The sequence below is a fragment of the Kitasatospora sp. NPDC092039 genome (genome assembly GCF_044756065.1).
In the GTDB taxonomy this organism is placed as follows: domain Bacteria; phylum Actinomycetota; class Actinomycetes; order Streptomycetales; family Streptomycetaceae; genus Kitasatospora.
In genome coordinates, this window is sequence record NZ_JBIVSD010000003.1 from 211,334 (window position 1) to 224,831 (window position 13,498).

11 protein-coding genes are annotated in these 13,498 nt (G+C 73.7%); 7 read left to right on the forward strand and 4 right to left on the reverse strand.

All coding sequences use genetic code 11. The annotated features are described in order from the left end of the window. The first annotated feature begins 3 nt into the window (after positions 1 to 3). From ACIQI7_RS07245 to ACIQI7_RS07255, 3 genes are all read left to right on the forward strand, one after another. The gene (locus ACIQI7_RS07245; protein WP_401105982.1) at positions 4 to 534 is read left to right on the forward strand and encodes a heat shock protein transcriptional repressor HspR; all 531 of its coding nucleotides are present in this window, start codon (positions 4 to 6) and stop codon (positions 532 to 534) included. Positions 535 to 730: 196 nt separating this feature from the next. Next, complete coding sequence (locus tag ACIQI7_RS07250) at positions 731 to 1,723, forward strand: hypothetical protein (protein WP_387752141.1); 993 nt, start codon at positions 731 to 733, stop codon at positions 1,721 to 1,723. A 573-nt stretch (positions 1,724 to 2,296) separates the two neighbouring features. Continuing rightward, entirely contained in the window at positions 2,297 to 2,914 is a 618-nt protein-coding gene (locus ACIQI7_RS07255; protein WP_051709310.1) for a hypothetical protein, read from the forward strand. A gap of 385 nt (positions 2,915 to 3,299) precedes the next feature. Here the strand turns inward: ACIQI7_RS07255 and ACIQI7_RS07260 are convergent, their stop codons facing one another. The 3 genes from ACIQI7_RS07260 to ACIQI7_RS07270 all read right to left on the reverse strand — a co-directional run bounded on the left by ACIQI7_RS07260 (position 3,300) and on the right by ACIQI7_RS07270 (position 7,028). Further along, on the reverse strand, positions 3,300 to 4,271 hold the full coding sequence (locus ACIQI7_RS07260; RefSeq protein WP_401105985.1) for a helix-turn-helix domain-containing protein: 972 nt from the start codon (positions 4,269 to 4,271) through the stop codon (positions 3,300 to 3,302). Continuing rightward, positions 4,261 to 5,211 carry a LuxR C-terminal-related transcriptional regulator gene (locus ACIQI7_RS07265; RefSeq protein WP_401105987.1) on the reverse strand — a complete coding sequence of 317 codons (951 nt, stop codon included), beginning with the start codon at positions 5,209 to 5,211 and terminating at the stop codon, positions 4,261 to 4,263. Before ACIQI7_RS07265 ends, ACIQI7_RS07260 begins: the two co-directional genes overlap by 11 nt. A 707-nt stretch (positions 5,212 to 5,918) precedes the next feature. Next, positions 5,919 to 7,028 (reverse strand): TDT family transporter, encoded by a 1,110-nt coding sequence (locus tag ACIQI7_RS07270; protein ID WP_401105989.1) that lies wholly within the window; start codon positions 7,026 to 7,028, stop codon positions 5,919 to 5,921. A 71-nt stretch (positions 7,029 to 7,099) separates the two neighbouring features. Between ACIQI7_RS07270 and ACIQI7_RS07275 the strand changes: the two genes are divergently transcribed. Together ACIQI7_RS07275 and clpB are read left to right on the forward strand one after the other, a co-directional pair. Further along, the gene (locus ACIQI7_RS07275) at positions 7,100 to 8,053 is read left to right on the forward strand and encodes a LysR family transcriptional regulator (RefSeq protein ID WP_401105991.1); all 954 of its coding nucleotides are present in this window, start codon (positions 7,100 to 7,102) and stop codon (positions 8,051 to 8,053) included. Between the two features lie 101 nt (positions 8,054 to 8,154). Continuing rightward, positions 8,155 to 10,776: an ATP-dependent chaperone ClpB gene (clpB, locus tag ACIQI7_RS07280; protein ID WP_401105993.1), complete on the forward strand. Its 2,622-nt coding sequence runs from the start codon at positions 8,155 to 8,157 to the stop codon at positions 10,774 to 10,776. Positions 10,777 to 10,908: 132 nt separating this feature from the next. Here clpB and ACIQI7_RS07285 read toward each other — a convergent pair whose 3' ends face one another. Then, positions 10,909 to 11,199, reverse strand: a complete 291-nt coding sequence (locus tag ACIQI7_RS07285; RefSeq protein ID WP_387752125.1) for a helix-turn-helix domain-containing protein — start codon at positions 11,197 to 11,199, stop codon at positions 10,909 to 10,911. A gap of 392 nt (positions 11,200 to 11,591) precedes the next feature. On the opposite strand from ACIQI7_RS07285, the gene ACIQI7_RS07290 reads away from it, so the two are divergent. Further along, positions 11,592 to 12,149, forward strand: coding sequence for a YbjN domain-containing protein (locus tag ACIQI7_RS07290; protein WP_387752122.1), 558 nt, complete (start codon positions 11,592 to 11,594; stop codon positions 12,147 to 12,149). Positions 12,150 to 12,270: 121 nt separating this feature from the next. Next, complete coding sequence (locus ACIQI7_RS07295) at positions 12,271 to 13,431, forward strand: pyridoxal phosphate-dependent aminotransferase (protein ID WP_401105996.1); 1,161 nt, start codon at positions 12,271 to 12,273, stop codon at positions 13,429 to 13,431. Positions 13,432 to 13,498: the final 67 nt, after the last annotated feature.

Sequence of the window (13,498 nt, forward strand, 5' to 3'; positions counted from 1 at the left end):
CAGATGTCCCCGATGAACCCGATCGACCCCGAGACCCCGATCGGTCCCGGCCTCGGTGAGGGCCTGCCCGGCGCCGGCCCCCGTCGCGCCCGCCGGGCCGCCGCGGGCCCGCCGCCGTACGTCCTCACCGAGGACACCCCGGTGTACGTCATCTCCGTGGCCGCCGAACTGTCCGGCCTGCACCCGCAGACCCTGCGCCAGTACGACCGCCTCGGCCTGGTCTGCCCCGACCGCACCGCCGGCCGCGGCCGCCGCTACTCGGCGCGCGACATCCAGCAGCTGCGCGAGGTCCAGCGGCTCTCCCAGGACGAGGGCATCAACCTCGCGGGCATCAAGCGGATCATCGAGCTGGAGAACCAGGTCACCGCCCTCCAGTCCCGCGTCGCGGAACTGGTCGACTCCCTGGAGGGCGCCGCCGCCGCGCTCCAGCAGCGCGAGGCCGCCGTCCACGCCTCCTACCGCCGCGACCTCGTCCCGTACCAGCCCCCCACCCCGCAGTCCAGCGCCCTCGTCGTCTGGCGTCCCAGGCGCTGACCGTCGTACGCACCCGAGCCGCCGGCCCCTCCTCCCGGGGGGGGTGCCGGCGGCTGCCGTGTGGTGAGAGAGTGCTCTGCCGGGCCCGCACCGTCGATCCGCGGGCGGCAGGGCACCCGGTTCACGCCGCCTAGGATTCTTGCCACGGAAGACGCCAGTCGCGTTGACTACTTCCCGGTCAACACTAGGAGCCGAGATGAGTGGGCGAGAGCACGCGGGAGCTGCATCCAGCGGATCGCGCGTCCTGTCCGAGGGCGCCCGAAAGCTCTATCTGCAGGCCGTGAACGAGAACGGTCGTCTCACCAAGAGCGCGTGCCCGGCCGCCGGCTCCCCCGCCCTCGAAGAATTGTTGAAGCTGGGACTTCTCATACCCGACAGCGACGAACCGGGCGAACTGCTCGCCGTCGATCCGACGCAGCTCGCCCACAGTCTGAGTTCGACCTGGCAGCGGCAGGCCCTCGAGCTGCTTTCGAAAGCGGTGACGCTACCCGCCGATCTCAGCGAACTCGCCGAGGCATTTCACGCGCCGGACACCACGGGCGGCGCCATCGAATACATCCACGGGAAAGCGCGAATTAATCAGAGACTTCAGCAGTCGGCCGCGGCGGGAGTAACGGAGGGGCTGGCCATGCAGCCCGGCGGCCCTCGGCCGGCGGAAATGCTCACGTCATTCCTGGCGCGCGACCTGGAGATTCTCCGGCACGGCGCGTCCATGCGGACCATCTACAACGCGAGCACCCGCTACCACCAGCCGACCCGGGACTACGTCGCGAAGCTGACCGAGGCGGGGTGGCAGTTCCGCACCCTGGACGAGCCGTACGCCCGGCTGATCATCGTGGACCGCAAGCTCGCCGTGATCCCGGTGGTGGACGACGACCTGGCCGCGTTCATCCACGACCCGGCCATCGTCAACTTCCTCATCGAGGAGGTGTTCGAGCGCAGCTGGAACCGGGCCCTGGAATTCGACGGGGACCGGTCCGTCCCGCAACAGGTGGTGTCCAGACTGCGCCAGACGATAATCGACCTGATGCTCGCCGGAACGAACCACCGGGTCATCGCGCGTCGGCTCGGAATCAGTGAGCGAACCCTCGCCCGCCACATCGCGGAACTACGGGAGGAGTACCACGTCGACTCCCTCTTCCAGCTGGGCTACGCGCTCGGCCGGTCGGCGAGACCGGACCTGGGCTGAGGGCAGCGGTCGAAACCCCGCCCCGCCCGGCGCGACAGGTTCACCCCTACTGTCCGCTTCGTCCCGACCGGGCGTCCGGCGGGATTCAGCCCCAGTGGAGATCGTCCGCGACAGCCTCCACCGCGCGGGTGGTACCAGCGGACTGCCCGCTGTCGGAGGAAACGGACACTCCGGTCACCACCGCTATACCGATGAGGATCGGAAGCGCAGCCTTGCAGACGAGTCGACGCACAGACACGGACCCACCCTCCCACTCTCTGACACTGTGGACTGAATCAATAGCACTAGCGTCCACATGATGCCGTACGTTCCGCGAGAGTGCCATCCCCCCTCACCTCGACCGGAGCGTCATCTCTCTGCCAGGCATCCAGATGACAGGGCGGGACGCTGGACGCGGCCGCGTGCGCTGATAGACGATCAATTCGCTCCCAATGGTCCAGCACGGATAGCGAACTTGCCGCTGTACCGTCAAATATCCTGCCAGATCTCTTCAGTCCTCGGACTGGAAAACCACCGTCCTCAGCGCCCGCCGGCACCACTTCGCAACCCGGTCGGCCTTTCCCCGGAGTCGACATGACCGAGCCCTACCTGCGTCACCACGACAGCCAGGCCCCTGAGGGTCGGCGTGCACGTGTGTTCCTGGCCGCCCCGCTGATGCGACTGACCGGGCCGGCCGACAGTGTGGTGACGCTCGCCAGCCGGACGCGGTTGACGACGCTCCGCACGACCCTGCTCCGCAGCGGTGCCGCCGTGTACAGCGCGCACCACAGCGACGCCTGGACCATCTCCGGCCGCGCTCCGGAGCCCCGCGTCCCCTCCGACTTCCGCGCCCTGCAGTCCGCGGACCTCGTGTTCGCCTACGTCGGGGCCCCGCTCTCGGCCGGTGTGAGCCTGGAGCTCGGCTGGGCGTCGGCGCTGCGCAAGCCGATCGTCCTCCTCGTCGACGAGGCCATCACCCACAACCCGCTGATCGCCACCATCGAGCAGGTCGCCCCCGTCCTGCCGCTGGTCTTCGACGACACCTGGTCGCAGGAGGCGCTCAACCACACGGTCGAGACAGCCCTGGACTGGGCCGGCATGGCGCTCTCCCTGCGCGAGGGCTTCTGGACCGCCCCCGGCGAGCAGTTCAACGTCCCCCGGCAGCAGCCCCCGGTCCCCGGCTACTGGCCGACCGGCGCCGCCACCGGCTGAGCCGCGGCCACCCACCGGACTCCCCCGCCCGGCCTCCCCCCGCCCGGCCTCCCCCCGCCCGGGCTCCCCTGCCCTGGTTCCCCCCGCCCGGACCCCCGACGTCCACCGGCCCCCTCGGAACAGCGCCTCCGCGCCGTACGGCTCCCACAGCCGGGCGATGTGACCGGCCACCGCACCGTGTGCCCGCTCAAGCCCGTCCGGCCGGCCGTTCGCCCGCCGCGTGAGCCCGCGGACGAACGGCCGGCCGACCCGCTGGTACGGCGCGCCGCCGCAGGACCGCACCGATCCGCCCGCCGACCGCCCGGGATCGCCCGCGCCGAACCGGCCGCCGGCTCCGGTAGCAGCGGCCCGGATTCCCCCGATCGCCCTGGCGCCGGTCGGTCCGTCAGTCATGGCGCTCGCCCCGGAGCTGCCAGCCGAGGTGGAACAGCGTGTGGGCGCCGTAGCGGTCGCGCAGCCGGGAGATGTGGGCGGCGACGGTGCGTTCGCTCACGCCCAGCCGGGTGGCGACGGCCCGTTGGGTGAGGCCGCGGGCGAGCAGCCGGCCGATCCGCACGGTGGTGACGGACGGCGGGTCGAGGTGGCGGCCGGCGGGCGTGGCGCGGGCCCAGTCGCGTTCGAACTGGGCGGCCAGGTAGGCGACGGTGGTGGGATCGGTGAGGAAGACCGCCCGGCCGCGCTCCTCGTCGGCGGGGATGACCGCCACCGCGCGGTCGAAGACCAGCATCCGCTCGTACGGTTCGGCGAGGACCCTGACCTGGGCGCCCTGTCCGGTGCGCAGGGCCACCTGGCTCTGCACGGCGGGGTCGGCGAGGGCGGCCGGCTGGTAGACGGTGCGCAGCGAGCAGCCGCGGCGGAGCAGCGAGAGGTCCTGGGCGAGGACCGTCCGGAGGCCTTCGACCGGACGCGGTCCGGGCTGGGCCGCCAGGACCTCCTGCCGGCACTCCGAGACGAGTTCGGCGATCCGGCGGCGCACCTCGGCGACGTCGTCGACGGTGCCGGCCCCGGAGTCGACGGCCCCCGAGTCCACGGCCCCGGACGGCCGGTTCGCGCCCGCCCCCGGGTGGCGGGCCTCGTCGTAGGCGCGGGCCAGCGGCCCCAGGGTGCCCGGGAGCCGCTCGGCGTACCGCAGCAGGCGGACGGCGCGGGTGCGCAGGTGGAACCCGATCCGGTCGCCGACGGCGCGCGGGCTGGCGGCGGTCCAGCCGGTGGCGGTGGGGGTGAGCAGGCCGCGGGCGACGAGGGCGGCCAGGGCGGGGCGGTCGGCGGGGGCGAGGTCCTCGGGGAGCAGCCGCCCGCCGCTCCGGACGGCGGCGAGGTAGAGGGCCCGTTCGGCCGGGCCCGGCTCATCGGTCATCGCGGGCGCCCCGCATCAGCCAGCCGAGCTGGAAGAGGGTCTGCGCGCCGTAGCGGTCGCGCAGCCGGGAGATGTGGGCGGCGACGGTGCGTTCGCTCAGGCCCAGCCGGGTGGCGACGGCGCGCTGGGTGAGGCCGCGGGCGAGCAGCCGGCCGACCCGGTCGGGGACGGTGCGGGCGGGTGCCTGACCGGGGGCGGCGGCCTCGGCGGTGTCGGCCCGGGCCCAGTCGCGTTCGAAGGTGCCGACCAGGTAGGTGATGGTGGCCGGGTCGGTGATGAAGGCGGCGGTGCTGTTGTCGTCGTTGGCGGAGATCACGGCGACGGACCGGTCGAAGACGATCAGCCGCTGGAAGGGCTCGTCGAGCACCCGGATGAGCGAGCCGTGCCGGGTGACCTCCTCGGCGTAGGCGAGGGCGGGCGGGTCGGCGAGGGCGACCGGCTGGTAGATGGTGCGCAGCGAGCAGCCGCGCTGGAGCAGTTGGACGTCCTGGAGCACGGCGACCTGGAGCATGTCGGCGGGCCGGTGGCCGGGCTGCGCGGTGAGGACCTCGGAGCGGCAGTCGGAGACCAGTTGGGAGATCCGCTGGCGGATGTGGACGTGCCCCTCGACGTGGACGGCGCCGCCGGCCCGGTCGGTCGGGCGGGGCATCGCGTCGTAGGCCCGGGTGAGGCCGTCCAGGGCGCCCGGGAGGTTCTCCGCGCGGACCAGCAGCCTGGTGGCCTCGCTGCGCAGTTCGGCGCCGAGGCGGTCGCTGACCGAGCGCGGGCTGACCGCGGTGTAGCAGCGGTCCATCCGGTTGACCATCAACAGGCCGATGTCGATGAGCTGTTGGAGGGCGTCCCGGTCGACGTCCGCGACCTCGCCGGTGGGGACGCGGCCGCCCGCGGCGATGACGGCCAGGTAGAGCTGTCGCGCGGCCTCGTCGGGCTCCTCGCCCAACGGCCCGTGATGCGGTGTGACCGCCGGTTCCGCCGTCACGTCGCACTCTCCCTGCCGGACGCCTCTCCTGGTGCTGCCCGTGCTCCCCGCCGCGCGGGCCGCGGCACCGGTGGGCCGGGCGGGCGCACGGTACCGGTGGGCCGGTACGGCGTGCCCACGGATCAGGCGGTCACCGTACCGGGTGGGACGGCGGGCCCCCGGGCCCGGGTGCCGTCGCACACCGGGTCGTCCGGGGGCCGCCGTCGTACGCCAATGCCAAGGCGCTCCCGTCGAGGCGGAGCAGCAACGCCTCGACGGGTCCGGCAGGAGGCCATCACCACACATGGCCCCCGGCCGGCGCTCTTCGCTCCCCCGTTCCGCCGGCGCGAGACGTGTCGCACCCGCGGTCCGTTCGAAGAGCCAGTCGCCACCATCAGGCTGCGGTGCCTGGACGACTTGACGTGCCTCCACCCTCACAGCGTGACGGCCGGTGAACAAGTGCCGCCCGAGTGCAGGTTCGCGCAATTGCAGCTATCTGCATCCCGTGGCGGAGGAGGCGGTTAGGACGGCGGGGTGGATTCCGGTGGGAACCGGGACGGGCGACGGGAGTCGGCGCCGCCCGGGCACCACCGCCGGTCGGCGGTCGCGGCGCTCCGGCCGTGCACGTTCCTGCACCGGCGGCGTGCTCCCGGGCCGCGCGGCCGCGCCTGCCGGGGCGCCCGCCGCCGTCAGCGGGCCAGCAGCCGGCGCCGCGCCAGCCCGGTCGCGGTGCCGCCCGCGGCGAGCACCCAGGCGAACGCCAGCAGCAGGTAGAGGCCGACGGCCAGCCCGTCGAAGCCCCCGAAGCCGGTGTGCCGGGCGAGCGCGGAGGCGCCGGTGACACAGGTGCCGACCGGGAAGGTGTACGCCCACCAGGTCATCGCGAACGGCATCCCGGCCCGTCGGGCGCGCAGGTTGGCGGTGAGCGCGACGGCCAGCCAGAGCATCGCGACGCCGATCACCGCCACGCCGTACAGCTCGGCGAGGTCGGCCATGGCGGGCGCCAGCGCGGGCAGCACCGGGCGGGCGGCGTCGGCGAGCTGGTGGACCGCGGTGACGGACTGGCCGAGCGGGCCGAGCACCAGGAACAGCGAGGGGGTGAGCGCCAGGGCGGGCAGCTTGCTGTGGAACAGCCCGGTGAACACCACCGGCAGCAGCACCAGGGTGGCCAGCAGGCCGACCCCGAACAGCGCCCAGCAGCCGTACAGCATCGCCTGCCGGGCCGTCCCGGCCGGCAGGTGGGGGACGAGCGCCGGGCCGCAGGCGGAGGCGACCAGCGGGGCGACCACCGGCAGCAGCCAGGTCGGGTTGGCCTCCAGCGCGGAGAGCGGGTGCCGGGTGATCATCAGGTACGGGATGCCGCCGGCCACGGCCAGCGCGTACAGCGTTCCGAGGCTCCACAGCACCGCGTCCAGGGCGACCGCCGGGCCGGTGCCGATCACCCGGGAGCCGAGCAGCAGGGTGCCCAGCCCGACCGCCAGCAGCGCCATCGGCGGGCAGCCGTAGAAGACCGCGGTGGCCGGGTCGTCCAGCAGCTGGGCGCGGGCCGCCTCGCGGTGCCGGGTCAGGTGGACCAGCCGGGCCCCGGCCAGCACCAGCAGCGCGGCCAGCGCGAGCGCCCACATCACCTCGCCGAAGCCGGTCAGCCCGGGCAGCCGCACCGGCAGGACGGCGGCGCCGTTGGCCAGGATCGCGGTGCCCATCACGGCGGCGTACCAGTTGGGGCCGAGCTGGGCGAGGTCGAACCGGGGGCGGACGGCGGGGTGGGCGAGGGGGCGGATTCCGGCCAGAGTGGACATGCTCCCACCGTCGCCCGGACGGCCCGGCGGCCGGTAGCGCCCGGGCTCCTATGGGGGCATAGCCTGAACCTATGCCCCTCTCCCCGCACGTCCCCGAACTCGGCGCCCTGGAACTGCTGCTCGCGGTGGCCCGGCTGGGCAGCGTCGGACGGGCGGCGGCCGAGCTGGGCGTCAGCCAGCCGACCGCCAGCGCCCGGATCAAGGGCATGGAGCGGCAGATCGGCGTCCCGCTGCTGGACCGCTCGCCCCGGGGCAGCCGGCCGACCGAGGCGGGCCGGCTGGTGGTCGAGTGGGCCCGGCAGGTGGTGGAGGCGGCGCAGGCGCTGGACGCCGGGATCGACGCGCTGCGCGAGCGGCGGGACGCCAAGCTGCGGGTGGTGGCCAGTCTGACCGTCGCCGAGTACCTGATGCCCGGCTGGCTGCTCGGCCTGTCCGAGGCCAGCCCGGGGACGGCGGTGACGCTGCGGACGGCGAACTCGGCGGACGTCGCCGGGCACGTCCTGGCCGGGGAGGCCGACCTCGGCTTCATCGAGGGCCCGTCCGCCCCGCCCGGGCTGGCCTGCACGGTGGTGGCGGCTGACCGGCTGGTGCTCGTGGTGGCGCCCGGCCACCCGTGGGCGCGCCGCCGCGCCCCGCTGACCGGGGCCGAGCTGGCGGCCGTCCCGTTGGTCCTGCGCGAGCCCGGCTCGGGCACCCGGGAGGTGCTGGAGACGGCCCTGCGGCCGTACGGGGGCGCGGCCCGGCCCCGGATGGAGCTGGCCTCGTCCACCGCGCTGAAGGCGGCGGCGATGACCGGGGCGGGCCCGGTCTGCCTGAGCGAGCTGGTGGTGCGGGAGGAGCTGGCCACCCGGCGGCTGGTCGAGGTCCCGCTGGCGCAGGAGCTGGACCTGCGGCGGCCGCTGCGCGCGGTCTGGCCGGCCGGACAGCGGCCGGGCGGGCCGGCCCGGGAGCTGCTGGGGCTGACCCGGCGGTCCGCCGAGCGTTCACCGGGACGTCGCGGGGCGAACGGAGTCGGGAAAGGTTGAGCGGAATAGACTCAACTTAGTGCATGCTGTACATGGCAGTGCTGCTCGCCAGCCGCCGCACGTGGCAGTAGTGAACGACGACGAGGGAGGACCCCCCAGCAGTGGACGCCAGCAAGTTCACCACCAAGACGCAGGACGCCCTGTCCGCCGCGATCCGGCAGGCAGGCACGGCCGGCAACCCGGACGTCAGGCCGGTGCACATCCTGATCGCCCTGCTGGAGCAGCCCGAGGGCATCGCCCGGCCCCTGCTGGAGGCGGTCGGGGCCGACGTCGCCCGGGTCGACGCCGAGGCCCGCCGTCAGGCGGCCGCGCTGCCCAGCGCGATGGGCTCGACGGTCGCCGCGCCGCAGCTCGCCCGGGACACCGTCGCGGTGCTCACCGAGGCCGGCCGGCGCGCGAACGACCTGGACGACCAGTACGTCTCCACCGAGCACCTGATGGTCGGCCTGGCCGCCGAGGGCGGGCAGGTGGCCGAGCTGCTGGTGCAGCAGGGCGCCACGCCCAAGGCACTGCTCGCCGCGTTCAAGGACGTGCGCGGCAGCGGCCGGGTCACCTCGCCGGACCCGGAGGGCACCTACAAGGCGCTGGAGAAGTACGGCACCGACCTCACCCAGGCCGCCCGGGACGGCAAGCTCGACCCGGTGATCGGCCGCGACCACGAGATCCGCCGGGTGGTCCAGGTGCTCTCCCGCCGGACCAAGAACAACCCGGTGCTGATCGGCGAGCCCGGCGTCGGCAAGACCGCCGTGGTCGAGGGCCTGGCCCAGCGCATCGTGGCCGGCGACGTGCCGGAGTCGCTGCGCGGCAAGCGGCTGGTCGCGCTGGACCTCGGCGCGATGGTCGCGGGCGCCAAGTTCCGCGGCGAGTTCGAGGAGCGGCTGAAGGCCGTCCTGAACGACATCAAGGCCTCCGACGGCCAGGTCGTCACCTTCATCGACGAGCTGCACACCATGGTCGGCGCGGGCGCCGGCGGCGACTCCGCGATGGACGCGGGCAACATGCTCAAGCCGATGCTGGCCCGCGGCGAGCTGCGGATGGTCGGCGCCACCACGCTGGACGAGTACCGCGAGCGGATCGAGAAGGACCCGGCCCTGGAGCGCCGCTTCCAGCAGGTGCTGGTCGGCGAGCCCAGCGTGGAGGACTCGATCGCCATCCTGCGCGGCCTCAAGGGCCGGTACGAGGCGCACCACAAGGTGCAGATCTCGGACGCCGCCCTGGTCGCCGCGGCCACCCTGTCCAACCGCTACATCACCTCCCGCTTCCTGCCCGACAAGGCGATCGACCTGGTCGACGAGGCGGCGTCCCGGCTGCGGATGGAGATCGACTCCTCCCCGGTCGAGATCGACGAACTCCAGCGCGCCGTCGACCGGTTGCGGATGGAGGAGCTGGCCCTGGAGAAGGAGTCGGACCCGGCCTCGGTCGACCGGCTGGCCCGGCTGCGACGCGACCTCGCCGACAAGAACGAGCAGTTGAGCGTGCTCACCGCGCGCTGGGAGCAGGAGAAGAAGAGCCTCAACCGGGTCGGCGAGCTCAAGGAGCGGCTGGACGACCTGCAGGGCGCGCTCGAACGCGCCCAGCGCGACGGGGACTTCGAGCGGGCGTCCAAGCTGATGTACGCCGAGATCCCGGCCGCCGAGAAGGAGCTCGCCGACGCCCAGGAGCGCGCCGCCACCGCGGACACCGAGCCTGGGTCCGCCTCCGCCCCGATGGTCAAGGAGGAGGTCGGCCCGGACGACGTGGCCGATGTGGTCGCCTCCTGGACGGGCATCCCGGCCGGTCGCCTGCTGGAGGGCGAGAGCGCCAAACTCCTGCGCATGGAGGAGGAGTTGGGCAAGCGCCTGATCGGCCAGGCGGAGGCCGTGCAGGCCGTCTCGGACGCGGTGCGGCGCACCCGCTCCGGCATCGCCGACCCGGACCGCCCGACCGGCTCCTTCCTCTTCCTCGGCCCGACCGGTGTCGGAAAGACCGAACTCGCCAAGGCGCTGGCCGACTTCCTGTTCGACGACGAGCGGGCGATGGTCCGGATCGACATGAGCGAGTACGGCGAGAAGCACTCGGTCTCCCGGCTGGTCGGCGCCCCGCCCGGGTACGTCGGCTACGAGGAGGGCGGCCAGCTCACCGAGGCGGTCCGCCGCCGCCCGTACAGCGTGGTGCTGCTGGACGAGGTGGAGAAGGCGCACCCGGAGGTCTTCGACGTCCTGCTCCAGGTGCTGGACGACGGGCGGCTCACCGACGGCCAGGGCCGCACGGTGGACTTCCGCAACGCCATCCTGATCCTCACGTCCAACCTGGGCAGCCAGTACCTGGTCGACCCGACCACCCCGGAGGCGGAGAAGCGGGAGCTGGTGCTCGGCGCCGTCCGGGCCGCGTTCAAGCCGGAGTTCCTCAACCGGCTGGACGACATCGTGGTCTTCGAGCCGCTGGGCACCGGTGAGCTGAGCCGGATCGTCGACCTCCAGGTGGCCCGGCTGGGCGAGCGGCTGCAGGAGCGGCGGCTCACCCTGGAGGTCTCCGAGGCCGCCCGCGACTGGCTGGCGCTCACCGGCTACGACCCGGCGTACGGCGCCCGCCCGCTGCGCCGGCTGGTGCAGTCCGCGATCGGCGACCAGCTGGCCCGGGCGATCCTGTCCGGCGCGGTGCACGACGGGGACACCGTCGTGGTCGAGCGGGACGAGACGGGCGACCGCCTCACCGTCCGCGGCCGGGGGCCGCTGGAGAAGTAGCACCGCCGGGCGTCCGGCGCACGGGCCGCTCCCTCCGCTCCGGCGGCAAGGGGGCGGCCCGTCCGCGCTCGGCCTGGTCCGCGCCCGGGGGCCGGTTCGCGCCCGGGGCCGGGTTCGGCTACTCCGCGGCGGTCACTCGGCCGTCGCCCCGCCGCCCGAGCGCAGCAGCCGCCGGGCCCGGTCCCGGCGGCTGCGCGCCAACCGGTGCAGTTCGGCCACCTGGGCGTCCGGCAGCCCCCAGGTCTGGGTCAGCAGCCGCAGCGTGGTCACCCGCGGACAGGACACCTCCCGCTCCAGGTCCCGGATCGACCGCACGCTCAGGCCGGTCGCCTCGCCCAACTGCTCCTGCGTCATCCCCCGGTCCAGCCGGATGCTCCGCAGCAGCGCCCCGAGCGTCGCGCCGTCCCCCGTCGCTCCACCCATGCCCGTTCCCTTCCCGATTCCGGGCCGTCCGCCTCAGGACGGCTCAACTCTCCCGGCAGTAACGGTGTTTGACCGACGCGTGTTCCTCAGCGCGCCGATGACGACCGCCCGGCGGGGCAGCCGGACCAGCTCGCCGGGCTGCGCGTCCGGCTCCAGCCCACCCCTCCGTACGGCCCCGCGCCCCGATCCGGCCCCCATGCCGCGCACCCTCCGTGACCACCCCCCGTTCCGCCCGACCGGAGGCGCCGGACGACCCCCGGAAGACCGCCGGACGAAGATCGACGCACCCCTCGGCTGCCCCTGTGAGCGGAGCCCCGGATGAGGCAGGATGGGAGGTGGAAAGGGCGGCCTCTCATTGCCGGCCACCACGTGCACTGAGGAAGAGGACCCCCATGAGCATCGACCCGTCGTCCATCCCGTCCTTCGGCGTCCCCCAGGGCGGCCAGCCCGGCGGCCAGGGCGGGCGGCCGGCCGGCCCGCCGCCGATCGTCGTCCCGGACCAGGCCCTGGTCGCCCAGCTGCTGGACCAGATGCAGCTCAAGCACGTCGTGGACGAGGAGGGCGACCTCACCGCCCCCTGGGAGGGCTTCCGCGTCTACTACATGTTCCGCGGTGAGCAGAAGGAGCTCTTCGCGGTGCGCGCCTTCTACGACCGCTCGTACCCGCTGGAGAAGAAGGGCGAGATCCTCGACCTGATCGACGAGTGGAACCGCGAGACCCTCTGGCCCAAGGTCTACACCCACACCCACGAGGACGGCGTGGTCCGCCTGATCGGTGAGGCCCAGATGATCGTCGGCACCGGCGTCAACCTGGACTACTTCGTCACCACCACCGCCAACTGGACCCAGGCCTCGGTCGGCTTCGAGCAGTGGATCGTCGAGCGCCTCGGCCTCCAGAACGAGATCGAAGGCGAGGACGGCGAGGGCACCGAGGGCACCGACGAGGCCTGATCCCGCCCCGCACCTCCGGGTACGGCCCGCCACCGCCTCAGCGCCGGTGGCGGGCCGTTCTTGTCCCCGGCTCCCGGCTGTCCCAGGATGGCCCTGACGACGAGCCGTGAGGGAGCCACCGATGGGTACCAGGCCACTGCTGAACCGCCGACTGGCCGGGATGGGCACGACGGTCTTCGCCGAGATGTCCGCCCTGGCCACGGCCACCGGCTCGATCAACCTCGGTCAGGGCTTCCCGGACACCGACGGGCCCGAGGAGGTCCGCGAGGCGGCCGTCCGGGCCCTGCGCGAGGGCCGCGGCAACCAGTACCCGCCCGGCCCCGGCATCCCCGAGCTGCGCACCGCGATCGCCGAGCACCAGCAGCGGCTGTACGGCCTGTCGTACGACCCGGACACCGAGGTGCTGGTCACCGCCGGCGCCACCGAGGCCATCGCCGCCACCCTGCTGGCCCTGCTGGAGCCCGGCGACGAGGTGATCGCCCTCGAACCCTTCTACGACTCCTACGCCGCCTGCATCGCGATGGCCGGCGCCACCCGCCGCCCGCTCACCCTGCGGGCCCCGTCCTTCCGTCCCGACCTGGACGAGCTGCGCGCGCTGGTCACCCCGCGCACCCGGCTGCTGCTGATCAACACCCCGCACAACCCGACCGGCACCGTCCTCACCGCCGAGGAGCTCGCCGCCGTCGCCGCGATCGCCGTCGAGCACGACCTGCTGGTCGTCACCGACGAGGTCTACGAGCACCTGGTGTTCGGCGCCGTCCACCGCCCCCTCGCCGCCCTGCCCGGCATGCGCGAGCGCACCGTCTCCATCTCCTCGGCCGGCAAGACCTTCTCCTTCACCGGCTGGAAGGTCGGCTGGGTGACCGCGGTCCCCGAGCTGGTCGCGGCCGTGCGCACCGCGAAGCAGTACCTCACCTACGTGAGCGCCGGCCCCTTCCAGTACGCGGTCGCCGAGGCGCTGCGGCTGCCCGACGCGTACTTCGACTCCCTCCGTGCCGACCTGCTGCGCAAGCGGGACCTGCTGGTCGACGGCCTCACCTCGGCCGGCTTCCGGGCCTTCACCCCTGAGGGCACGTACTTCGTCACCACCGACATCACCCCGCTCGGCGAGAAGGACGGCATCGGGTTCTGCCGTGCCCTGCCCGGCCGTTGCGGCGTCGTCGCGATCCCGAACGCGGTGTTCTACGACGACCCGGAGGCCGGCCGTAGCCTGGTCCGCTTCACTTTCTGCAAAAAGGACGAGGTCCTCCAGGAGGCCGTCACCCGGCTGCAGCGCCTGTGAGCGGCCGCACGCCCCCTTTCGCGCCCCTCGAACAGGACCGCCGGTGATCCGATACCAGTTCTGATTG

Bases quoted from the DNA above. Each gene is read 5' to 3' on its own strand.
- ACIQI7_RS07260 (WP_401105985.1), bottom strand. From the start codon at position 4,271: ATGACCGATGAGCCGGGCCCGGCCGAACGGGCCCTCTACCTCGCCGCC.
- ACIQI7_RS07270 (WP_401105989.1), bottom strand. From the start codon at position 7,028: ATGTCCACTCTGGCCGGAATCCGCCCCCTCGCCCACCCCGCCGTCCGC.
- ACIQI7_RS07255 (WP_051709310.1), top strand. From the start codon at position 2,297: ATGACCGAGCCCTACCTGCGTCACCACGACAGCCAGGCCCCTGAGGGT.
- ACIQI7_RS07290 (WP_387752122.1), top strand. From the start codon at position 11,592: ATGAGCATCGACCCGTCGTCCATCCCGTCCTTCGGCGTCCCCCAGGGC.
- ACIQI7_RS07285 (WP_387752125.1), bottom strand. From the start codon at position 11,199: ATGGGTGGAGCGACGGGGGACGGCGCGACGCTCGGGGCGCTGCTGCGG.
- ACIQI7_RS07295 (WP_401105996.1), top strand. From the start codon at position 12,271: ATGGGTACCAGGCCACTGCTGAACCGCCGACTGGCCGGGATGGGCACG.
- ACIQI7_RS07250 (WP_387752141.1), top strand. From the start codon at position 731: ATGAGTGGGCGAGAGCACGCGGGAGCTGCATCCAGCGGATCGCGCGTC.
- ACIQI7_RS07245 (WP_401105982.1), top strand. From the start codon at position 4: ATGTCCCCGATGAACCCGATCGACCCCGAGACCCCGATCGGTCCCGGC.
- ACIQI7_RS07275 (WP_401105991.1), top strand. From the start codon at position 7,100: ATGCCCCTCTCCCCGCACGTCCCCGAACTCGGCGCCCTGGAACTGCTG.